Raw genomic sequence first — 20,240 nt, forward strand, 5'->3', positions numbered from 1 at the left:
CCGTCTGTCCCCCAGCCGGCCTGCCAATCCCGCAATTTCGTTCACAAGCATGAACCAGGGATGAAGGATACACCCACGCCGGGTTCAGCTACGGCGCGGCAGAATGGCTCCATCGTGACGCGAAAACCGTCAACTGAATCTGGAGGCCACTATGACCCGCCTGTCGAAACTTCTCGCGACCACCTTGCTGGCTGCCACCGGTGCGGTGGCCCTGTCTGCCGCCTCGCATGCCAATGATCGTGGCGCGCGCTGGCAGGCGCCGCAAGGCCACTTCGTCGTCAGCGCCGCCGCCTGCCCGGACCTGCGCGAAGATCTGCGCGACCGGCGCCATGATCGCTACGACCGCTATGATCGCCACAACCGCTATGACCGGCGCACCGACCGTCGCGACCGCCGGGTGCTGAGCTGCCCCCCGCGCGCCTGGGTCTACGTCCCAAGCCGGTATGAGCGCGCCCGCTACGACCATCGCATGCGCCCGACGCATGCGGTCTACAGCCCGCGCCTGAACTCCTATGTCGTCCAGACCCGTTACGGCCATGTGCCGGTCCATATCGACTGGCGCGGTGCCGGGCGTGGCTATCAGCGGGGCCACGGCGTGGGCACCGGGCTGAGCTTCGAGTTCCGGTTCTAGGCCCCTGCTTGCGGGCTAGAGGGTGATCTCGCCTGAAAGATAATCGCGTGCCGTCCCGATCAGGCGCACGCGGCCATCGTCCCCGGTGCGCACACTCAGCGCGCCGGGGCGCGGGCCGATCTGGCGCGCATTCATCTCGCTCCGGCCCAGCCGCTCCGCCCAGTAGGGCGCCAGCGTGCAATGAGCCGAACCGGTGACAGGATCCTCGGCATCCAGTCCCAGCGCCGGACAGAAGAAGCGCGACACGAAGTGCGCGCTCTTGCCCTCCGCGGTCGCCAGGACATTGACCCCCGTCGCCGCCAGCGCGCCGGTATCGGGGCGCAGGCGCGCGACATCGGCCTCATTGGCATAGACGAGCATCTGGTAGCGCGCGCCATGGATGCGCGCGACTTCGTACACCGCCGACGGCTCGATCCCGCCCATCGCGGCAACCACCGCATCCAGACGCTCGCCGGGCTTGTAGCCCACTTCAGGGAAGTTCATCTCGAACAGATCGCCCGCCCGGCGCACCGTCAGCCTGCCGGAGGCCGTCTCGAAGCGCGCCTCCTCGCCGGCCACGTGATCGTTGCGGAACAGCCAGACGGCGGACGCCAGCGTCGCATGGCCGCACAGATCGACCTCCTGGCCCGGCGTGAACCAGCGCAAGCGCCACAAATCTTCGTCCTGCTTCAGCAGATACGCCGTTTCCGACAGATTGTTCGACTTGGCGATGCCCTGCAGATCGGCGTCGGGCAGCGCCTTCTCAAGCAGCATCACGCCGGCCGGGTTGCCGGTATGCGGCGCATCGCCGTCGGGAAAGGCATGCAGCTCGGCATAGGGGAAGGTGCGCGTCATGATGCGTCTCCGGACGTGGGGGGCAGAATTGTCTCGAGCCAGGCCGCGACCGCGCCCGGATCGGCCGACCGGGCCGTGCGCCAGCGATAGAGATTGTCAGCATCGAGCGGACGGCCGCCGGCGTCGAGCACCAGCACGGCCGGCACGCCCTCCAGCGGAACGTCGAGGCCGAAAGCGGCGACCAGCTGCTGGTGCCTGTCGTGCCGTCCCACATCGACGAGCACTATTTCCAGCCGCCTGCCCGGTCCTTCGGTGATGGCCGGTTCCTCGAGAAAGCCGGCAAAAGCGCGCGCATCCGGGCACCAGTTGGCCCCGAAGACCAGCATCAGCGCGCGGCCGGAGTCCTGCGCGCGCTCGCGCGCTGCAGCCACGCAGGGGCTGGCATCTTCGGCTTCGTCAAACGGGCGGGCCTCGCTCATTGCCGGGCTCCAGGCTGCGGAAAGGAGCTTTTCACCTAGACGCGCGCGCCTGTGCCGGCAAGAGGGCGAGACTTGCTCGCCCATGCCGCTCTCGGCTACCAACCGGGCCATGACACGTTTTGCGCTGGCCGCGAGCCGGCGTCCGGCTAGATGACGGACTGTCGACGTCATCGAGCCGGCGGAAAAAGGACAAGAGCCATGGCTGCCCTGGATGCTGCGAACGAAACGCGCGTGACCTTCTCCTGGGAGGATCCGCTCCACCTCGACCGGGAGCTCTCCGAAGAGGAACGCATGGTGGCGCGCACCGCGCGCGAGTATTGCCGGACCAAACTCCTGCCGCGCGTCCTGTCGGCCTATCGCGAGGAACGCTTCGACCGCGAGATCATGACCGAGATGGGCGAGCTGGGCCTGCTCGGCGCCACCGTCGCGGAAGAATATGGCGGCGCGGGCCTGTCCCACGTCGCCTACGGTCTGATCGCGCGCGAGGTCGAGGCGGTCGATTCCGGCTACCGCTCGGCGATGAGCGTGCAGTCCTCCCTGGTCATGTACCCGATCGAGGCCTTCGGCACCGAGGAGCAGAAGCAGAAATACCTGCCCAAGCTGGCCACCGGCGAATGGGTCGGCTGCTTTGGACTGACCGAACCCGATGGCGGCTCCGATCCGGGCGCCATGCGCACCACCGCCAAGAAGGTCGAGGGCGGCTATCTGCTCAACGGCTCGAAAATGTGGATCACCAACTCGCCCATCGCCGACCTCGCCGTGGTCTGGGCGAAGCTCGACGGCGAGATTCGCGGCTTTGTGGTGGAAAAGGGCACCGACGGCTTCGACTGCCCGAAGATCGAGGGCAAGATGAGCCTGCGCGCCTCGGTGACCGGCTCCATCTCGCTCAACGACGCGCTCGTGCCCGAAGACGCGCTCCTGCCCAACGTGAAAGGACTGCGCGGCCCCTTCTCCTGCCTGAACAAGGCGCGCTACGGGATCAGCTGGGGCGCCATGGGAGCGGCCGAGTTCTGCTGGCTGGCCGCACGCGAATACGCCATGGAACGCATCGTCTTCGGCAAGCCGATCGCGGCCACGCAGCTGGTGCAGAAGAAGCTCGCCGACATGCAGACCGAGATCGCGCTCGGCTTCCAGGGCGCGCTGCGCCTGGGACGCCTGCTCGACGAGGGCGCCTACGTGCCCGAGGCCATCTCGCTGATGAAGCGCAATAATTGCGGCAAGGCGCTCGATATTGCCCGCCAGGCCCGCGACATTCACGGCGGCAACGGGATTGCCGAGGAATATCATATCCTTCGCCACGCGGTGAATCTGGAAACGGTCAACACCTATGAGGGCACGCACGACGTGCACGCCCTCATTCTCGGCCGCGCCCAGACCGGGCTGCAGGCCTTCTACTAGGCGCCGGCGTGACAGAGGCGATCACGCTCGAGACCGACGGACGCGTCGCGCGCCTGGTTCTCGACCGCCCCGACAAGCGCAATGCGCTGAACGAGGCGATGTGGCAGGCCATTCCCGGGCTGCTGGAGCAGGTCGAGGCCGACGACCGGGTGCGCGTGCTCATCGTCACCGGGCGCGGCGGCAGCTTTGCCGCCGGCGCGGACATTTCCGAGTTCGAGGATGTCTACGCCACCCCCGACCGGGCTGCGGCCTATTCGCGGACCATTGCCCGCGCGCTCGACGCCCTGGCCGCCGTGTCCAAGCCGGTGCTGGCGCGGATCGAGGGCGCATGTGTGGGCGGCGGCTACGCGCTGGCCCTCGCCTGCGATCTGCGCTTTGCCGCGCTCGGGTCCCGTTTCGCCATAACGCCCGGCAAGCTGGGCCTGCTCTACCCGTTCAACGATCTCAAACGCCTTGTCGACCTGGCCGGCGTCTCGACGGCGAAGGACCTGCTCTTCACTGCGCGCATGGTCGGCGACAAGGAAGCGCTCGCGCTCGGGCTGATCGACCGTCTGGAAGGCCCGGAAGCGCTCGACGAGGCGCTCGCCGCCTATATCGATCTCATCTGTGCGGGATCGGCCCGCTCGGCCCGGATGACCAAGGCCATGCTCGCGCGCATCGCGGCGGGCCAGGCCGAGGACGACGCAGAGACCGAAGCCATGTTCCTGGACGCCTTCTCCAGCGCCGATTTCGACGAGGGCTATCGCGCCTTCCTGGAAAAGCGCAAACCGCGCTTCTAGGGGCGGACCAGACGCCGGCTCACCTGCTGCTTGCTTAAACCTCTCAGCCATCGGAGGCTCGGGTTTGCAGCTTCAAGGCAGGAAACGGGCGACGCATGGAGTTCTTCGAGATGATGGAGCGGCTCGCCGCGGCCCTGGCGATCGGCTTCCTTGTTGGCGTCGAGCGCGGCTGGAAGCAGCGCGAGGACGTGGAAGGCACGCGCGTCGCCGGACTGCGGACCTTCACGCTGATCGGGCTGCTCGGGGGTCTGTCCGGTATTCTGGGCCTCCTGCTCGGACCGGCGGCGTTTCTTGCCCTGGTCTTTGCCTTCGCGCTGCCCTGGACCCTCTACAAGGCGAGCGAGATCTGGCGCGAGGACGATGTCTCCATCACCGGCCTCATCGCCGGCATTGCGGTCTTCGCACTCGGTGCGCTGGCGAGCCTCGGACACATCCAGGAAGCGGCGGCGGCCGGGATTGCGCTCACAGCGATTCTGGCCGGCAAGGGCCTGTCGCACGGCTGGCTGCGTCAGCTGACCTGGCCGGAGCTGCGCTCGGCCCTGCTCCTGCTTGCCGCCACGCTGCTCGCCCTGCCGCTACTGCCCGACCGGGCTCTCGACCCCTGGGGCGCCTTCAATCCGCACGAGCTCTGGCTCCTCACACTCCTGCTGGCCGCCGCCTCCTTTGCCGGCTATGCCGGCCTTCGCATTTTCGGTCCGCGCCACGGGCTCTTTGTCGCGGGTGTGGCTGGCGCGCTGGTCTCGTCCACGGCGATGACGATCGACATGGCCAGGCGCGCGGCAAAGGGCGAGGCGGCGCCCCGTCTTGCCGCCTCGGTCGCCACACTCGGCAACGGTGTGATGATGGCCCGCGTCCTCGTGCTGCTGGCCATTGTCGCCCCGGCCTTGCTGACGACCGCAGGCCCGCCCCTGGCCGTCGCCAGCCTGACCTCCGTCCTCGTCGCCTTCGGCCTCGGACGCCGCGCGCTCAGGCATGCCGATTCGGAAATGCCCGCCACGCCGGGCAACCCGCTCGACCTGCGATTCATCGCGCAGATCGCGCTGCTTCTTGTGACCGTTGTCGTCCTGGCCCGCCTGGCCTCCCATGTCTGGGGCGAGCAGGGTCTGGTGGGCTTCGCCGCGATTGCCGGGCTGGTCGATGTCGACGCCATTACGCTTGCCGCCGGACGGATGGTCACCAACGATACGGTCCCGCACGCCACGGGCGTGGTGGCGGTACTGGTCGCGGTAGGGGCCGACACCGTCTCGAAAGGCGTGCTGGGCGGGGTCATCGGACGCCAGGGATTTGCCTGGCCCTACGGCCTCGCCTCGCTCGCGGGGCTGGCAGCCGGGACCGGCACCTACGCGGCGATGCTCTGGCTCTAGCACCCATCCACGCGAAAACGCCGCCCCGGCAGCCGGGACGGCGTTTTCTTTAGCTAGCGAGCGACCCTTTAAAAGGTGCGCGGACGCCTAGCGGCGTGCGGTGCCGCTCTTGCTCGGCAGCAGACCTTCGCGCTGGGCGCGCTTGCGGGCCAGCTTGCGGGCCCGGCGGATCGCCTCGGCCTTCTGGCGCGCGCGCTTCTCGGACGGCTTCTCGTAATGGTTGCGGCGCTTCATCTCGCGGAAGGTACCCTCCCGCTGCATCTTCTTTTTCAACGCCTTGAGCGCTTGCTCAACGTTGTTATCGCGCACGACGATCTGAACGATGGTACTCTCTCCCTGGACTTCGCAACGGGCCTTGGGCCGCAGACTTGAGTTAAACACGGAACGGGCGCGAGACGTATCCGTTCCCTCGCATCCGCGCATGATCGCTACTAAAGAGGCGCGGGCTTTAGCAGAGGCCGAAGCCGGTGTCCATACAGGCGATGGAGTCGCACGCGCCTTGCTGCTGCGCCAGGACGCACCCGATCGGCCGGGCGGCCGCGCACACAGGCTGCGTCAGGGCGTCCGCGTGACGCGCGCCCCGACAACCATTATGTAGGAGCTCATGACCCAGACTCAAGACATGCCGCCGCCCGCCGAAGACAGAAGCGAAGACAGCTCCGGCGCCCAGGAGGAGCGTTTCCCGCGCGCCGCTGCGGCGCGGCGCGCTCTGCTGGAGGCGGCCATCCCGGAGGCCGCCTTCGAAGGCTGGAACGAGGCGACGCTGGCGCGCGCGGGAGACATCGCCGGCCTCTCGCCGGGCGAGATCGAGCTGTACTGCCCGGGCGGGGTGCTGGACCTGCTCGAGACCTGGTCGCGCCAGGGCGATGCCGCCGCGCGCGCCCGGATCGAGGCCGAGGGTCCGCCCAACCGGATTCGCGACAAGGTCAGCCGCGCGGTGATGATCCGCCTGGAACAATATGAGGGTGAGGAGGACGCCGCCGTGCGCGCCCGCGCCCGCCTGCTCCTGCCCGACGCGCTCGACCGTGGCGCGCGGCTCCTCTGGGCCACATCCGACACACTCTGGCGCGCCATCGGGGACACGTCCACGGACGGTAATTTCTACTCCAAGCGCGCAATTCTCTCGGGCGTCTACGCCTCGACCCTGGCCATCTGGCTGGACGAGCACGATCCGGAAAAGCCGAAAACCCGCGCCTTTCTCGACCGCCGCATCTCCAACGTCATGCAGATCGAGAAGGCCAAGGCGCAATGGCGCAAGACAACGTCCGGCCTGCCCGACCTGACCGCCCTCGCCGCCCGTCTGCGCTACGGCCCGGGCCGGCGGAGCTGATATCCTGCAGCATTTTCAGCAAAAGTGGGCACCGGTTTTGCGGTTCGAAAATGCGAGGACTCAGAACCGGGCATTTTCAGCAAAAGTGGGCACCGGTTTTGCGGTTCGAAAAGGCTCTGAACCCGTAAATTGCCTTACCCGCGCTCCACGATGTTCACATGGCCCATCTTGCGGCCCTCACGCACCTCGCGCTTGCCATAGAGGTGCAGCACCGCGCCCGGCTCCGACAGCCAGCGCTGCCAGTCATTGGCGTCCTCGCCGATCAGGTTGATCATGCGCGCCGGCGCGAAGGGTTCCGGATCGCCCAGCGGCCAGCCCGCCACCGCGCGGATATGCTGCTCGAACTGGTCGCAGAGGCAGGCATCCATCGTCCAGTGACCGGTATTGTGCACGCGCGGCGCGATCTCGTTGACCAGTAGCTGCCCGTCGCCGAGATCGAACAGCTCCACGCCGATCACCCCGACATAATCGAGCGCTTCGAGAATCTCCGTCGCGATGGCAAAGGCCGCCTCGCGCGTGCGGTCGTCGGCCTCAGCCGGCGCCGCGCTCTCGCGCAGGATGCCGTCCGTGTGCGTGTTCAGCGCCAGCGGATAGGCGCGCACCTCGCCCGACAGGGATCGGGCGGCAATGATCGACACCTCGCGCTCGAACCGGGCAAAGCCCTCCAGGATGGAGGGCGCACCGCCCACCGCCTCGAAGGCAGCCTCCGCGTCGTCCGGCGAGTTCAGCACCGCCTGGCCCTTGCCGTCATAGCCAAAGCGGCGCGTCTTCAGGATGGAGGGCGTGCCGATGGTCTCAATCGCCGCGCGCAGCTCGTCCAGCGTCGCCGTGGCCCTGAACGGCACGGTTGTGCCGCCATGGGCGTTCAGGAAGCTCTTCTCCACATCGCGGTCTTGGGCGACTTCCAGCGCCTTCGGATCCGGGTGCACCGGCGCGTGCTCGGCGGCGGCGCGCGCGGTATCGACCGGCACGTTCTCGAATTCATAGGTGACGACATCCACGCTCCGGGCAAAGCGGCGCACCGCATCGAGATCGGCATAGGCCGCGCGCACCGTCTCGCAGGCGACGCGCCCGGCCGGGCTGTCCTCTTCGGGAGCGTAGATCACCGCATCGAAGCCCAGGCGCGCGGCGGCCAGCGCCAGCATGCGTCCGAGCTGCCCCCCGCCGAGAATGCCGATCCGGGCTCCAGGCTTCAGCGGCGCAGTCATCGTCTAGTCCTCGACGGTTTCAGGTACCGACGCGGTCTGCTCGGCGCGCCAGTTGTCCAGGCGCGCGGCCAGCTCCGGGTCGCTCAGCCCCAGGATCGACACGGCCATCAGCGCAGCATTCTTCGCCCCGGCCTTGCCGATGGCGAGCGTGCCCACCGGCACGCCGGCCGGCATCTGGACGATGGACAGAAGGCTGTCCAGCCCGCTCAGCGCTTTCGACTGGACCGGCACGCCCAGCACCGGGAGGCTGGTATGGGCCGCGATCATGCCCGGCAGGTGGGCCGCGCCGCCGGCCCCGGCGATGATGACCTTCACCCCGCGCGCCCGGGCCGTCCTGGCAAACTCGCTCAGCCGGTCCGGCGTGCGGTGCGCGGACACCACCTTAGCCTCATAGGCCGCGCCCAGCGCATCCAGCAGCGCGGTGCCCTCGCTCATGGTCGGCCAGTCCGAGCGCGAGCCCATGACAACGGCAATGGGGGCAGCACTGGCGGCGGTCGCGTCGCTCATAATCTCTATCCTGGACGGCGGGAAAGCGCGGCAGATTAATTGTGCGCCGCCGCGCGTCAAGCAGCAGCGCTTGCACCGCGCTTAACCTTGACCTTTTCTTAACTGGCCGGGGGCCATGTTTTGGGCAGACGACGGACTTCCTGGAAAGGCCCGCCATGCGCATCCGCTCTGGCCAGTCGGTGACCGGCGCCGTATCTGCCCCGGCATCGCGGACCGAACGCGAAAAGACCTCAGGCGCACGCTCCTCGCGCGCGGGCGCGAGCGTGTCCGATACAGCCTCCATCATGGGTGTGCCCCAGAACGAGCTGACGCCGAACGTGCAGCGCGCCCTGCTGTCGCTGATGGGCGAGGTCGATCAGCTGCGCAAGGACACCGATGCGCTGCGCTCCAAGGTGCGCGAGCTTGAAACCCTGGCCGACCGCGACGTCTTCCTGCCCGTGCTCAACCGCCGCGCCTTCCTGCGCGAGGTCTCGCGCGCGCTCGCCTTGGCCGAGCGCCACGATGCGCCTTCTGCCCTCGTCTACATGGATCTCAACGGCTTCAAGCAGATCAACGATACCCACGGCCATGCCGCCGGCGATGCGGCCCTGCGCGCCGTGGCCGACATCCTGGTCGCTCATGTGCGCGAAACCGATGCGGTGGGCCGGCTGGGCGGGGATGAATTCGGTCTGGTCCTGACGCTGACACCGGCCGGCCAGGCCGAGCACAAGGCTGGCGAGCTGGCCGAGACCATCGCCAACACCCCGATCCTGTATGAGGGAAGCGAGCTGCGCGTGGGCGCGGCCTGGGGCGTCCATCCGATCGAACGCGGCGTGAGCGTCGAAACCGCCATGAACCAGGCGGACGCGGCCATGTATGCGCGCAAGGCGGCGTCGGCGCGCGCCTGATCAGGCGATAATGTCGGGGTTCAGCTGGTCCTCGATGAAGGTGATCTCGTCCTTCAATTGCAGCTTCTGGCGTTTCAGCCGGACCAGCTTGAGCTGGTCGATCAGCCCGTTCTCCTGCGCCGCGCGCACCTGACCGTCGAGATCGCGGTGCTGCCCGCGCAGCGCGGCCAGGCGTTCGCGCAGGCCGGTATAATCGATTTCTCCGTCCATCAGGCCGTCAAATCCCTCTTGCGGCGCCGCGGCAGGCCGCCGCGCATGAAGCCATCATATCCGGTAGGGGGCCGAGGCCCGACATACGGGTCGTTCGCACTCGGCCGGATCGCGCCATACTACATTTTTTCGAGCGCGGAGAAAATCCTTTCCGCGAATGCTGCTATGCGTACACGATCGACCTGCGTCCCGGCATAGCGTCTCAGTCCGGCCTCGGCGCGCGCCCTCGCGCCGCCCTCTTCCTCGGTGTCGCCGGGCCGGCACGCCAGCCCCAGCGGCTCCAGACGCGCCTGCTGCAGGCGTTCGGCCTCCAGCTCGGCCTTCAGGATGGCCCGGCGCAGCGCCTGCGCCTCCTCGCCCTCAAACCCGTCCGGCGCCGGCTTCAGACCGTTGCGCGCGGCCCGCAGCGGCTCGACCACCTGCTGCTTCCACGGCGCGCTCAGGGCCATCGCGGCGTCGAGCCGGTCCAGCGGCTCGCCGCCGCGCGCCGCGACCCAGCAGATCCACAGGCCCAGATTGACGTCCAGCCCCTCGCTCTGAAAGGCCAGGCACGCCGCCGGCACGCCCTCGCCGGCATAGACGCCGGTGGAAAAGCTCCAGAATCCGTCCGGCGCGTTCACGGTGCCCCGTCGCCCCGGCCGCCATCGCCCGGTCCGGACGATCGGGCCGCAGCCGGACGTCGACCCTGCTCCAAATCCTCGCCCCAGCGCCGCGTCGGCGTCCAGTCCAGCCCGAACAGGTCGAGCGCCCGGCCCACCGACTGGTTGATCATGTCGTCCAGCGTCTCGGGATGGGCGTAGAAGGCGGGCAGAGGCGGCATGATGATCCCGCCCATCTCGGTCAGCGCCGTCATCGTGCGCAGATGGCCGAGATGGAACGGCGTCTCGCGCACCATCGCCACCAGCCGGCGGCGCTCCTTGAGCACCACGTCGGCGGATCGGGTCAGCAGGTTGGAGGTCACCCCGGTGGCGATCTCGCTCATCGTGCGCACCGAGCAGGGCGCGATCAGCATGCCCAGCGTCTTGAAACTGCCCGAGGAGATCGGTGCGCCGACATCGGGCAGCTTGTAGGAATAATCGGCCAGCTCATGCAGCGCGCTCGGCTTCATCCCCGTCTCGTAGGACAGGGTCATCTCGGCGGCCTTGGTCACCACCAGATGGCTTTCTACCCCCAGCTCGCGGCAGGCCATGAGCGCGCGCACGCCGTAAATCACGCCCGACGCCCCGGACACCCCGATAATCAATCGATTTTTCACGCTCATGTCATTCATCCGTGCGCCGGAGCGGTTTTACCCTTTTCAGGGAGGGGGGTCTGGTGTTTCAATACACGTCTCTACATAGCGAAGGAGGCTCATATGCCAACTGCATCGCGTATCCGTGAACTCAATGCCCGGCACAGCAAGCTGGAGACCCGCATTGAAGAGGAACTCAAGCATCCCTCCGCCGATACCCTCCTTCTTGCCAAACTCAAACGGGAAAAACTTCGATTGAAGGAAGAGATTGCCGCCCTCGAACAGGATGAGCCGCTGGCCTCCTGACAGGTAGACCGGAAGGCCGGGAGCACCGCTCCCGGCCTTTTTTGTCACACCGTGGCGATTGTCTGCAGACCCGCTCTTTGCGGCGGCGCGGCAAATGGGCAGAGTGGCCCCTTCGAAACGGAGGATGGCCATCGTGAAAGTCCTGCCTGCCTTGACCGCACTGGGCGCCGCGTTCGCACTGACCAGCGCGCCCGCGTGCAGTCAGAGCGCCAGCGAGCGCGCCGAGATCTGCCCTGACGGCTATGACGCCCTGTCGGAAAACGACGCCGGACGGGCCGTGGAGGCCTTCGAGGCCTGCCTGAATGCCCGCCAGTATGACTGGCCGGTCGAGGCGGAGCTGCGGCTTCGCCTGGGCAGTGCCCATCTCGGGCTGGAGCAGGGCCGCGAGGCGCTCATCGCCTTCAACCGGATTTTCGCGCTGATCGAGGATCAGGGCGGCAATGCGGACAACCCGCTCCTGCGCCGCAACCGGGCCGTGGCCTATCTCCAGCTCGAGCGTCCGGCCGACGCGATCGAGGATCTGGAAATCGCCGCCGCCGGCGTGCCCGACGACGCCTTCACCCATGTCCTGCTGGGCTCGGCCCATATGGATCTCGAACAACATGCCGAGGCGGTCGAGACCTTCGACCGCGCGGTGCGTGCCGAGCCCGGCTTCCTGTCCGGCTGGGTCGGGCGCTCGGCCGCCTTTATCGAGCTCGGTATGTATGAGCGTGCCGTCCAGGACGCGCGCGAGGCCGTCGCCATCGAGCCGGAAAGCCCGGACGCGCTGAACGCGCTGTGCTGGGCGCTGGTCAATGACGGGCGCGCCGCCCAGGGCCTGTCCCTGTGCGAGCAGGCGGTCGAGGCCGATCCCGACAGCGGCGCCATTGTCCACTCGCTTGCTTCCGCGCTCGAACAGGTCGGACGCGAACGCGAGGCGCGCCGCCTGTTTGCCCGCGCCTACGAGCTCGATCCGGACAGCGACACCATCGCGGAAGACTACGAACGGACCCATTAGGCCGCCGGACCGGTTTACATCCGGTCCCGTCCGCGCGATATGGCGCGCCGGCTTGTTTGACCCGGAGTAAGAGAGCATGGCTCAGTCAGATCGCGTGGCGATCATCACCGGCGGCGCGCGCGGGATCGGCGCAGCGTGCGCGCGGCGTTTCGTCGAGGAGGGCGTCAGGGTCGTCATCGCCGATGTCGAGGAAGACGCCGGCGAGGCGCTCGCCAAGGATCTCGACGCGGGCAAGGGCCGGGCCCTGTTCGTCGATTGCGATGTCTCCGACAAGCTGGCCGTGGCCAATCTGATGGCCGAGACCCGCTCGGCCTTCGACCGGGTCGATGTCCTCATCAACAACGCCGCCATCGTCGCGGACGGCGATATTCTCGATCTCGAAGTGGCCGATTTCGACCGCGTCATGGGCGTCAATCTGCGCGGCGCCTTTCTGGTCGCGCGCGCCGTCGCGCGCCAGATCGTCGGCCAGATCGAGGACGAGAGCATGCGCAGCGACGAATGCCGCAAGCGCTATGCCATCGTGAACATGAGTTCGATCAACGCGCAGGTCTCCATCCCCAACCAGCTCGCCTACTCGATGTCGAAGGGCGCGCTCAACCAGATGACCAAGTCGATGGCCCTGGCCCTCGCCTCCCAGGGCGTCCGGGTCAACGCCATCGGGCCAGGCTCGATCAATACCGATCTGCTGAAAGCCGTCTCCGACGACAAGGTCGCGCTCGAACGCATTATGAGCCGGACCCCGCTCGGACGCCTCGGCGACCCGGACGAAATCGCCTCCATCGCCTGGTTCCTGGCCTCGAAAGACGCCAGCTACATCACCGGGGAATGCATCTACGCCGATGGCGGCCGCCTTGCCCTGAACTACACGATGAGCAAGCGGGACGACTGAGTTCACGCCATAATAAAAAAAGCCCCCGGCGCGTTACCGGGGGCTTTTTCTTCAAAGGCGCTATAAGGCCGCCCTAGTCTTTCGGCTTGCCGAACAGCTCGTCCAGCGTGGTCGGTGCGCCGGCGCCCTCTTCGGCCTCTTCAGCCGGGGTCAGCGTATCCTGCGCGGATTCCACCTGGCCTTCGTCTTCCATCTTCTGACGGCGCGCGGAGGCTTTCTTGACCTGCTCGTCGAGCTCGATCTGGCTGCACAGCCCCAGCGAGACCGGGTCGGTCGGCTTGATATTGCTCGAATTCCAGTGCGTGCGCTCGCGCACCGCCTCGATTGTCGTCTTGGTCGTGCCGACCAGCTTGGAAATCTGCCCGTCGGTCAGCTCGGGGTGGTTGCGCACCAGCCAGGCGATCGCGTCGGGACGGTTCTGGCGGCGCGACAGCGGCGTGTAGCGCGGGCCGCGGCGTTTTTGCGGGGCGTGAAGCTCGGCATATTTGGGCGGCAGCGGCGTCAGGCGGTAGGTGGAATCCTTCTCCGCCTTCTCGATTTCCTCGCGCGAGAGCTGGCCGCCCGCAACCGGGTCGGCGCCGCGCACGCCGGCGGCGACATCGCCATCGGCAATGCCCTTCACCTCGAGGCGGTGCAGATTACACAGATCGGCGATTTGCTCGAAGGACAAGGCGGTATTGTCCACGAGCCAGACCGCAGTCGCTTTCGGCATCAAAATGTCGGCCATCAGTCCTGAAATCCTTTTGGTTAGACGCCATGGTCGCAACACGCAAAAACCCGGCGCCGGGCGCCGGGTTTTCCGTCGTTCCGGCCTCTTTCAAACGAAACGCAGGTCTCAGATGGAAGAGGATTTAACCGCAATATAGCCGCTCGGGGCCGGGTTGAAAACCACACCCGTAATCAGGGACGCAGCAGGATCTTGCCCGCATGCTCGCCTGAGTCCATGCGCGCATGCGCCTCGCGCACCTCGTCGAGCGGGAAGAGGGTGTCGATGTGCGGGTCGACCTTGCCCGCCTCGATCCACGGCCAGACCGTGGCGTGAACCGCGCGGGCGATCGCGCCTTTCTCCTCCACCGGACGCGCGCGCAGCGTCGAGCCGGTGATCGTCTGGCGCTTCAGCATCAGGCCCATCAGGTCGACCTCGACGCGCGATCCCTGCAGGAAGGCGATCATGACCAGCCGGCCGTCGCGGTTCAAGCAGGACAGATTCTTCTGCACGTAATCGCCGCCGACCATGTCCAGGATCACATCCGCGCCGCCGCCTTCCTTCACCCCGGCCGCCCAGTCCTCGCTCTTGTAATTGAAGACGGTATCGGCCCCGAGCCGGCGGCAGAGATCGCACTTGGCCGCGTCTCCGGCGGTCGCGAACACGCGCGCGCCATGCGCCTTGGCCATCTGGATGGCGGTCGTGCCGATCCCGCTCGCCCCGCCATGGACCAGCAAGGCCTCGCCGGGTTTCAGGCCCGCCCGGTCGAACACGTTCGACCAGACGGTGAACACGGTCTCGGGCAGGCCGGCGGCATGCTCGATATTCAACCCGGCCGGGGCCGGCAGCACGCAGGGCGCCGGCGCGCGGGCAATGTCGCCATAGCCGCCCCCGGCGACCAGCGCGACGACCGCATCGCCTTCGGCCAGGCCTTCAACGCCTGCGCCCGCCTCGATCACATGGCCGGAGACTTCCAGGCCGAGACCTTCCGGCGCGCCCTGCGGCGGCGGATAGAGCCCCTGGCGCTCGAACACGTCGGGCCGGTTCACCCCGCTCGCCGCGACCTTGATCAGCACCTCGCCCGGCCCGGCCGGTGCCAGCGTGCGTTCGACCAGTTTCAGTGCCTCGGGACCGCCCGGCTCGGGCGCGATGACGATGCGCGATGTATGATTTTGACTCATGGGACGGGACTCTCCTCGGCTGCCTCGCTACAATCGCTCGTTCAAGCCACTCTAGGGAGGCCGTCCATGTTCCATGAAGACGCGCCGCGTGCAAACGCTGCGGCCATTGTGCCCAGAGAGGATTTATCCGGGTTCTCCATCGAGGATCTGGAAGATCGCAAGGCCGCACTGGAAGCCGAACTCAAACGCACCGACACCTTCATCGACAGGAAACGCGAAGGCCTGGCCGCCGCCGACGCGGTGTTCAAGATCTGAACCTGGCTGACCTCCCGGTGCACTGCGGTGCACTCCGGCACTCCCCGCGCGGCCCGGTTGGCCCCGGATTTGCTCCTTAGACGTTAATTCGGGACACAGCGTCCCAACCCGGCAACGCAAGAGAAACCAGATGACCCCTATCGAGACCAGCCAGGACGGCCAGATCAAATCGCCCGCGCAACGTGTCGCCGATTTCGCCGGGTCGGATGTGTTTCGCAAGCTGTTCCGCGACGGGATGGATCTGGTCGAGGAAACGGCGGCCTATCTCGACGGGCCGGGCCGCGAGGATGCCAAGCGTCTCGGACGCGCCGGCGCCCTGTCCTACGCGGCCGAGAGCATGGCGCTGACCACCCGCCTGATGCAGTCGGCCTCCTGGCTTCTGGCCCAGCGCGCGGTCGCCGAAGGCGACATGACGCCAGCCGAGGCCGCCGACGAGAAATACCGCCTGTCCGAAGTGCGCGGCTCCGACGCCGCCTGGCCGGCCGGCGACGATCCCTGCCCGGTCCGCCTCGCCGATCTGGTCGAGCGCGGCGTGACCCTCTATCAGCGCCTGCGCCGCCTGGACCAGAGCCTCTTTGCCGAGAGCGAAAGCTTCGAGGGCCAGACCCCCAACCCGGTCCAGACCCATATCTCGCGCCTGGAAAACGCCTTCGGCGCACGGATCTAGGCGCAGCCCGGCGCACACTCACACCAGGTCGACTTCAAGGGCGCTCTTTTAAGAGCGCCCTTTTTCTTGGCCCAAACAGAAAAGCGCCAGCACCCCCGGTCTACGGCAAACACCCCGGACCCGGCCTGTTGCGGACAGCGGCCGTTCGGCAAGACAAGGATGCTTTCGTTAGGCCCGGGACAAAGAAAGGAAAACGCGATATCCTTTCGTTAGCGGTGGATCGAGAATTTCGGGCGGGAATTCGTGTGTGGCTGTGTGTGTCCCCGATTTTCCGCCCGATTTTCACGTGCAGCAAGACAAGGATGCTTTCTTTAGACCCGAGACAAGAAAAGGATAATGCGATATCCTTTCGTTAGAAGCGGGCCTAAAAAAGGATCCTTGTCACCCATGGCGTTAGTTCCGGAGCCATCACGGTTGGGTCGGCGCGTTGCCATCTCAACCGCCGGCGAGAACGCGGAAGCCTTCGTGCCGCCCGCATTGCCGCCCATCCCGCCTGTCAGGTTAGACCGGCTCTATCGTCAGCTGGAGCGTGCGAACCGCGCGATCGGCCGACTGGATGGCGTGACCTCCATCCTGCCCGACACGCCGCTCTTCCTCTACATGTACGTCCGAAAGGAAGCGCTGCTGTCATCGCAGATCGAGGGCACGCAGTCCTCGCTCTCCGACCTGCTGCTGTTCGAGAACGAGGAAGCGCCGGGCGTGCCGCTCGACGACGTCCAGGAAGTGTCCAATTACGTCGCCGCGATGAACCATGGCCTGGACAGGATCCGCGAGGGCTTCCCGCTCTCCCTGCGCCTGATCCGGGAGATCCACGCCATCCTTCTCGACAAGGGACGCGGAAGCACGAAGCAGCCCGGAGAGTTCAGGCGTTCGCAGAACTGGATCGGCGGAACGCGGCCCGGTAATGCCCTCTTCGTCCCGCCGCCGCCCGAGCATGTCCTCGACCTCATGTCGGACCTCGAGGCGTACATCCATACCGACACCCCGGAGATGCCGACCCTGATCAAGGCAGGGCTCGTGCATGTCCAGTTCGAGACCATTCATCCGTTTCTAGATGGAAACGGGCGTCTGGGCCGGCTCCTGATCACATTCCTGCTCTGCACGCAGGGCATACTGAAGGAGCCGATCCTCTATCTCAGCCTCTACTTCAAGACCCATCGCCGCCAGTATTACGACCTGCTGCAGCAAGTCCGCGAGCAAGGCGACTGGGAAACCTGGCTGGAATTCTTCCTCGACGGCATTGCCGAGACGTCCCTGCAGGCCTCCGAGGCGGCGCGCGAGATCCTCGCGCTGTTCGAGACCGACCGGCATCGCATCGAGGATCTCCGACGCCCGGCCGCCTCCGCGCTGCGGGTCCACCAGCTCCTGCAGCAGAAGCCGATCATCGCCATTCCTGTGGCCGCACAGCGGCTGAGCCTCTCGCCTCCTACAATCGCGAAGTCGATCCAGCACCTGGAGGATCTCGGGATCGTGCGGGAGATCACCGGCAAGCAGCGCGGCCGGACGTATGTCTACAGCGGCTATCTGAGCATTCTCAGCCGCGGGACGGAGCCGCTTTGACACAGATGAAGCGGCACAGCCCACCCCCCAAACAGAAAGACGCCCGCAGCTGAGGGGTGCTGCGGGCGTCTCTCAAAAGGGCCTTGGCGCTGGGTCGAAATGGACCCCGACGCCCTCGTGTTGAGGGGGGGGTAAGGGCGTGTTTAGACGCCGAAGCCCTTGAACTTGTCTTTGAAGCGCGACACGCGGCCGCCGCGATCGAGCAGCTGCTGGCTGCCGCCGGTCCAGGCCGGGTGGGTGCGCGGATCGATGTCCAGCGTGATCGTCGCACCTTCCTTGGCGTAGGTGGAGCGGGTCTTGAACTTGGATCCGTCGGTCATCACGACTTCGACGAAGTGGTAGTCCGGATGAATGTCTTTTTTCATGGTCGCCGCTCCGGCAGGTCGTTTTTTCAAGCTATTGAGGCGGCCCTGGTCCGGCCGCCCCGCGCACGCAAACTGAATTTCGAGCGGCGGTCTATACACCCCTCGCACCGGGCGCGCAAGGCATAGTGCCCAGCGCTGCGCAGGCTAGCGATCGGTGAGCTTCAGCTCGATGCGCCGGTTGCGCGCCAGCGAGGCCGGATCGCGCCCTTCGGCAATCGGGTGATGCTCGCCGAACCCGGCCGCCAGCAGGCGGCTGGGCGGCACGCCCATGTCGATGAAGGCTTCCACCACCGACAGCGCCCGCGCGGTGGAGAGCTCGAAATTGCTGTCAAACGGCGCGTTGGGGCCCAGCGGGATCGGATCGGTATGCCCGTCCACGCGCAATATCCAGTCGATATCCTCGGGGATTTCATCGGTCAGCTGGATGATCGCATCGGCAATCGGCTCCAGGCTCTGGCGCCCTTCCGGCGACAGGGTGGCCGAGGCGGATTGGAAGAGCACGTCGGTCTCGAACACGAAGCGGTCGCCGACCACGCGCACCCCGGTGCGGTTGCCCAGGATCTCCACCAGCCGGCCGAAGAATTCGGAGCGATAGCGGGCCAGGCGCGCCACCTGGCTTGCCAGCGCCGCATTCAGCCGCTCGCCCAGATTGACGATCTGGCTTTCCAGTTCTTCCTCACGCGCCTCGCTGGCCTCCAGCGCCTCGTTGAGGCGCGCCAGCTGCTCGCGCAGGGCGGCCATCTGGTTGTTCAGAAGCGTGATGGTGGCCTGCGCCTCCTCGTTCAGCGCCTCTTCCTCCTCCAGGGAGTCCGACACCGCCGCCAGCCTTGCGCCAACCGCGTTCAGCTCCTCGCTCATCTCCGCATTGGCCGCGCTCAGCGCCGCGTTTTCGTCGGTCAGGCTGGAAATCTGCAAGGAGAGCTGCTCGTTCTCGCTGCGCGCCATGTTCAGTTGCTCGGCGAGCGAGGACAGGCGGGCATTGAGTTCGGCCAGCTGCTCGTCGCGCCCGGTCAGGGCCTGGGACAGCGCGAACTGGCCGGCGGTGAACACCGCCAGCAGGAAAATGATGACCAGAAGCAGCGTGGCCAGCGCATCCACGAAGCCCGGCCAGTAATCGCCACTATCGCTCTGGCTGATCCTCAAGTGCTGGGGCAGTGCCAAGGTGTGCGTCCCCCTTCTAGTGGTCGTCGCCGCCGCGCCCGCGGCTCATCTTCGCCTGGGCTTCGAGCGCGCGGATCAGCACCTTGATCTCGTCGCGCAGCATGCGTGCGGCCTCGCGCTGGCTTTCGGCCGCATCCTCGGCAATGCGCCCCATCGTGGTTTCCAGCGCCCGGTTCTGGCGCTCCATCGTATGGGCCAGCCGGTCGAGCGCATCGGTCGTCTGTTCGAGCAGCGCGCCGATATAGGCCGAGCTCATCTCCCCGTCCTCGCTCGGCGCAGCCCCGGCCGGCGCCGCCGCGCTGAGGCGCGATATGGAGGACAGCCATTCCTCGATCTCGTTATAGAAACGGTTCTGCGCCCGGCTCGCCTGCAATTCGAGAAAGCCGATGACCAGCGAACCGGCGAGACCGAAGAGCGAGGAGGCAAAGGCCGTGCCCATGCCCGAAATCGGGTCCTCGATCGCGCGCATCAGGGCTGCCGCATCCGCTTCGCCGCCCGTTGCCGTGGCCGAGACCGCGCGCACCGCCTCGCCGACATCGCCGACGACCAGCAGAAGGCCGTAAAACGTACCCAGCAGTCCGAGGAAGATCAGCAGCCGGCCGAAATAGCGCGTGAACGCGCCGCTCTCGGCCATGCGCGCCGCGACACTGTCCAGCACGACGCGGGTGGAGGCCGCCGACAGGCGCGCCCGGCCGTCGGAGGCTTCGGCCACCAGCGTGGCCATCGGCGCGATCAGCGCGGGCGGGGCAGGCAGCCGCGTGGCGTCGTCGCTGTCGCGCAGCCGGACCAGCCAGCGCGCGCTCGGCCCGATCGCGATGGCCTGGGCAAAGGTATAGACAATGCCGATGACCAGCACCGCCAGGATCACGCCATTGATCGCGGGATTGGCCTGGAAGGCCGTCAGCAACGGCTCGATGATGAGAAGCGCCACGGCGGCCACGGCAGCCAGGAAGACGCCCATCCACAGGATATACTGACCGGGCCCGGTGAACTTCACCTTGCGCGGCGGGGGCGGCGGCGGCAAATCGCGTGCGGCCATGAACTGGACCTCCTCATCACCCGTTCGGATACCATGGATTGCGCGGTCAGGTATCAGAGGCAAGCTCTTTGACTGTTTTTAGGCGGCGCTTTGGCGACAAGCCGGCCATGCTCTGCTTTCCTGGCCCGCCGGTTGCCCGGCGCGCCGCGCCCCGCCGCCCCGCCCGTTGCCCTTGCGTCAAAACATCGCATTTTCAAAGACTTGGTCATTTTGCCGCGGCCAGTTTGCCGCAGTGAAATCTGCACAGGCCGGCGTATATCGGGTCTCATCCAGACGCGGCAAATGTCGCGCTTCGCGATGATCCAGGGAGATCCAC

At 66.9% G+C, this 20,240-nt stretch carries 26 protein-coding genes; 13 read left to right on the forward strand and 13 right to left on the reverse strand.

Features of this window, described 5'->3' with window-relative positions:
- The first annotated feature begins 151 nt into the window (after positions 1-151).
- Positions 152-631 (forward strand): hypothetical protein, encoded by a 480-nt coding sequence (locus PGP17_RS00370; protein WP_135944711.1) that lies wholly within the window; start codon positions 152-154, stop codon positions 629-631.
- Positions 632-646: 15 nt separating this feature from the next.
- Here the strand turns inward: PGP17_RS00370 and PGP17_RS00375 are convergent, their stop codons facing one another.
- Both PGP17_RS00375 and PGP17_RS00380 read right to left on the reverse strand, forming a co-directional pair.
- Positions 647-1,465: a PhzF family phenazine biosynthesis protein gene (locus tag PGP17_RS00375; protein WP_270373688.1), complete on the reverse strand. Its 819-nt coding sequence runs from the start codon at positions 1,463-1,465 to the stop codon at positions 647-649.
- Positions 1,462-1,884 (reverse strand): thioredoxin family protein, encoded by a 423-nt coding sequence (locus tag PGP17_RS00380; RefSeq protein ID WP_270373689.1) that lies wholly within the window; start codon positions 1,882-1,884, stop codon positions 1,462-1,464. The genes PGP17_RS00375 and PGP17_RS00380 overlap by 4 nt, the downstream gene beginning before the upstream one ends.
- Before the next feature lie 198 nt (positions 1,885-2,082).
- On the opposite strand from PGP17_RS00380, the gene PGP17_RS00385 reads away from it, so the two are divergent.
- The 3 genes from PGP17_RS00385 to PGP17_RS00395 all read left to right on the forward strand — a co-directional run bounded on the left by PGP17_RS00385 (position 2,083) and on the right by PGP17_RS00395 (position 5,425).
- Positions 2,083-3,282: an acyl-CoA dehydrogenase gene (locus PGP17_RS00385; protein WP_270373690.1), complete on the forward strand. Its 1,200-nt coding sequence runs from the start codon at positions 2,083-2,085 to the stop codon at positions 3,280-3,282.
- Positions 3,283-3,290: 8 nt separating this feature from the next.
- Positions 3,291-4,061, forward strand: coding sequence for an enoyl-CoA hydratase/isomerase family protein (locus PGP17_RS00390; RefSeq protein ID WP_270373691.1), 771 nt, complete (start codon positions 3,291-3,293; stop codon positions 4,059-4,061).
- 95 nt (positions 4,062-4,156) lie between these two features.
- Positions 4,157-5,425 (forward strand): MgtC/SapB family protein, encoded by a 1,269-nt coding sequence (locus PGP17_RS00395; RefSeq protein WP_270373692.1) that lies wholly within the window; start codon positions 4,157-4,159, stop codon positions 5,423-5,425.
- Positions 5,426-5,512: 87 nt separating this feature from the next.
- Here the strand turns inward: PGP17_RS00395 and rpsU are convergent, their stop codons facing one another.
- The gene (gene rpsU / locus PGP17_RS00400; protein WP_371872226.1) at positions 5,513-5,848 is read right to left on the reverse strand and encodes a 30S ribosomal protein S21; all 336 of its coding nucleotides are present in this window, start codon (positions 5,846-5,848) and stop codon (positions 5,513-5,515) included.
- On the opposite strand from rpsU, the gene PGP17_RS00405 reads away from it, so the two are divergent.
- Together PGP17_RS00405 and PGP17_RS00410 are read left to right on the forward strand one after the other, a co-directional pair.
- Positions 5,847-6,023 carry a hypothetical protein gene (locus tag PGP17_RS00405; protein ID WP_270373693.1) on the forward strand — a complete coding sequence of 59 codons (177 nt, stop codon included), beginning with the start codon at positions 5,847-5,849 and terminating at the stop codon, positions 6,021-6,023. The genes rpsU and PGP17_RS00405 overlap by 2 nt on opposite strands.
- Positions 6,024-6,029: 6 nt before the next feature.
- Complete coding sequence (locus PGP17_RS00410; protein ID WP_270373694.1) at positions 6,030-6,755, forward strand: COQ9 family protein; 726 nt, start codon at positions 6,030-6,032, stop codon at positions 6,753-6,755.
- Between the two features lie 134 nt (positions 6,756-6,889).
- Here PGP17_RS00410 and PGP17_RS00415 read toward each other — a convergent pair whose 3' ends face one another.
- Both PGP17_RS00415 and purE read right to left on the reverse strand, forming a co-directional pair.
- A complete protein-coding gene (locus PGP17_RS00415; protein ID WP_270373695.1) occupies positions 6,890-7,963 on the reverse strand; it encodes a 5-(carboxyamino)imidazole ribonucleotide synthase in 1,074 nt (357 codons plus the stop codon).
- Positions 7,964-7,966: 3 nt separating this feature from the next.
- The gene (purE, locus tag PGP17_RS00420) at positions 7,967-8,470 is read right to left on the reverse strand and encodes a 5-(carboxyamino)imidazole ribonucleotide mutase (RefSeq protein WP_135944723.1); all 504 of its coding nucleotides are present in this window, start codon (positions 8,468-8,470) and stop codon (positions 7,967-7,969) included.
- Between the two features lie 155 nt (positions 8,471-8,625).
- Here purE and PGP17_RS00425 point away from each other — a divergent pair, with 155 nt between their 5' ends.
- On the forward strand, positions 8,626-9,357 hold the full coding sequence (locus PGP17_RS00425; protein ID WP_135944724.1) for a GGDEF domain-containing protein: 732 nt from the start codon (positions 8,626-8,628) through the stop codon (positions 9,355-9,357).
- Here PGP17_RS00425 and PGP17_RS00430 read toward each other — a convergent pair whose 3' ends face one another.
- The 3 genes from PGP17_RS00430 to PGP17_RS00440 form a co-directional block, all read right to left on the reverse strand.
- The gene (locus PGP17_RS00430) at positions 9,358-9,567 is read right to left on the reverse strand and encodes a YdcH family protein (protein ID WP_135944726.1); all 210 of its coding nucleotides are present in this window, start codon (positions 9,565-9,567) and stop codon (positions 9,358-9,360) included.
- Between the two features lie 119 nt (positions 9,568-9,686).
- Positions 9,687-10,187, reverse strand: coding sequence for a TIGR02444 family protein (locus PGP17_RS00435; protein WP_270373696.1), 501 nt, complete (start codon positions 10,185-10,187; stop codon positions 9,687-9,689).
- Positions 10,184-10,828: a UbiX family flavin prenyltransferase gene (locus PGP17_RS00440; protein ID WP_270373697.1), complete on the reverse strand. Its 645-nt coding sequence runs from the start codon at positions 10,826-10,828 to the stop codon at positions 10,184-10,186. The genes PGP17_RS00435 and PGP17_RS00440 overlap by 4 nt, the downstream gene beginning before the upstream one ends.
- 93 nt (positions 10,829-10,921) lie before the next feature.
- On the opposite strand from PGP17_RS00440, the gene PGP17_RS00445 reads away from it, so the two are divergent.
- The 3 genes from PGP17_RS00445 (at position 10,922) to PGP17_RS00455 (ending at position 12,990) form a co-directional block, all read left to right on the forward strand.
- Positions 10,922-11,104, forward strand: a complete 183-nt coding sequence (locus PGP17_RS00445; protein WP_135944731.1) for a YdcH family protein — start codon at positions 10,922-10,924, stop codon at positions 11,102-11,104.
- 124 nt (positions 11,105-11,228) lie between these two features.
- Positions 11,229-12,101, forward strand: a complete 873-nt coding sequence (locus PGP17_RS00450; protein ID WP_270373698.1) for a tetratricopeptide repeat protein — start codon at positions 11,229-11,231, stop codon at positions 12,099-12,101.
- A 76-nt stretch (positions 12,102-12,177) separates the two neighbouring features.
- Positions 12,178-12,990 carry an SDR family NAD(P)-dependent oxidoreductase gene (locus tag PGP17_RS00455; RefSeq protein WP_270373699.1) on the forward strand — a complete coding sequence of 271 codons (813 nt, stop codon included), beginning with the start codon at positions 12,178-12,180 and terminating at the stop codon, positions 12,988-12,990.
- Positions 12,991-13,063: 73 nt separating this feature from the next.
- Here the strand turns inward: PGP17_RS00455 and PGP17_RS00460 are convergent, their stop codons facing one another.
- Entirely contained in the window at positions 13,064-13,717 is a 654-nt protein-coding gene (locus tag PGP17_RS00460; protein ID WP_135944737.1) for a DUF1013 domain-containing protein, read from the reverse strand.
- A gap of 173 nt (positions 13,718-13,890) precedes the next feature.
- On the reverse strand, positions 13,891-14,877 hold the full coding sequence (locus tag PGP17_RS00465; RefSeq protein ID WP_270373700.1) for an NAD(P)H-quinone oxidoreductase: 987 nt from the start codon (positions 14,875-14,877) through the stop codon (positions 13,891-13,893).
- Positions 14,878-14,943: 66 nt separating this feature from the next.
- On the opposite strand from PGP17_RS00465, the gene PGP17_RS00470 reads away from it, so the two are divergent.
- From PGP17_RS00470 to PGP17_RS00480, 3 genes are all read left to right on the forward strand, one after another.
- Entirely contained in the window at positions 14,944-15,132 is a 189-nt protein-coding gene (locus PGP17_RS00470; protein WP_270373701.1) for a DUF1192 domain-containing protein, read from the forward strand.
- 130 nt (positions 15,133-15,262) lie between these two features.
- A complete protein-coding gene (gene rcdA, locus PGP17_RS00475) occupies positions 15,263-15,799 on the forward strand; it encodes a protease adaptor protein RcdA (RefSeq protein ID WP_270373702.1) in 537 nt (178 codons plus the stop codon).
- Between the two features lie 387 nt (positions 15,800-16,186).
- The gene (locus PGP17_RS00480; protein WP_442915112.1) at positions 16,187-17,359 is read left to right on the forward strand and encodes a Fic family protein; all 1,173 of its coding nucleotides are present in this window, start codon (positions 16,187-16,189) and stop codon (positions 17,357-17,359) included.
- A gap of 143 nt (positions 17,360-17,502) precedes the next feature.
- Here the strand turns inward: PGP17_RS00480 and rpmE are convergent, their stop codons facing one another.
- The 3 genes from rpmE to PGP17_RS00495 form a co-directional block, all read right to left on the reverse strand.
- The gene (rpmE, locus tag PGP17_RS00485; protein WP_135944747.1) at positions 17,503-17,724 is read right to left on the reverse strand and encodes a 50S ribosomal protein L31; all 222 of its coding nucleotides are present in this window, start codon (positions 17,722-17,724) and stop codon (positions 17,503-17,505) included.
- Between the two features lie 144 nt (positions 17,725-17,868).
- Entirely contained in the window at positions 17,869-18,885 is a 1,017-nt protein-coding gene (locus PGP17_RS00490; protein WP_135944749.1) for a peptidoglycan -binding protein, read from the reverse strand.
- Between the two features lie 16 nt (positions 18,886-18,901).
- Complete coding sequence (locus PGP17_RS00495) at positions 18,902-19,924, reverse strand: hypothetical protein (protein WP_135944750.1); 1,023 nt, start codon at positions 19,922-19,924, stop codon at positions 18,902-18,904.
- Positions 19,925-20,240 lie beyond the last annotated feature (316 nt).

Origin of the sequence: Marinicauda sp. Alg238-R41 (assembly GCF_947331485.1) — a bacterium.
Lineage (GTDB): Bacteria > Pseudomonadota > Alphaproteobacteria > Caulobacterales > Maricaulaceae > Marinicauda > Marinicauda pacifica.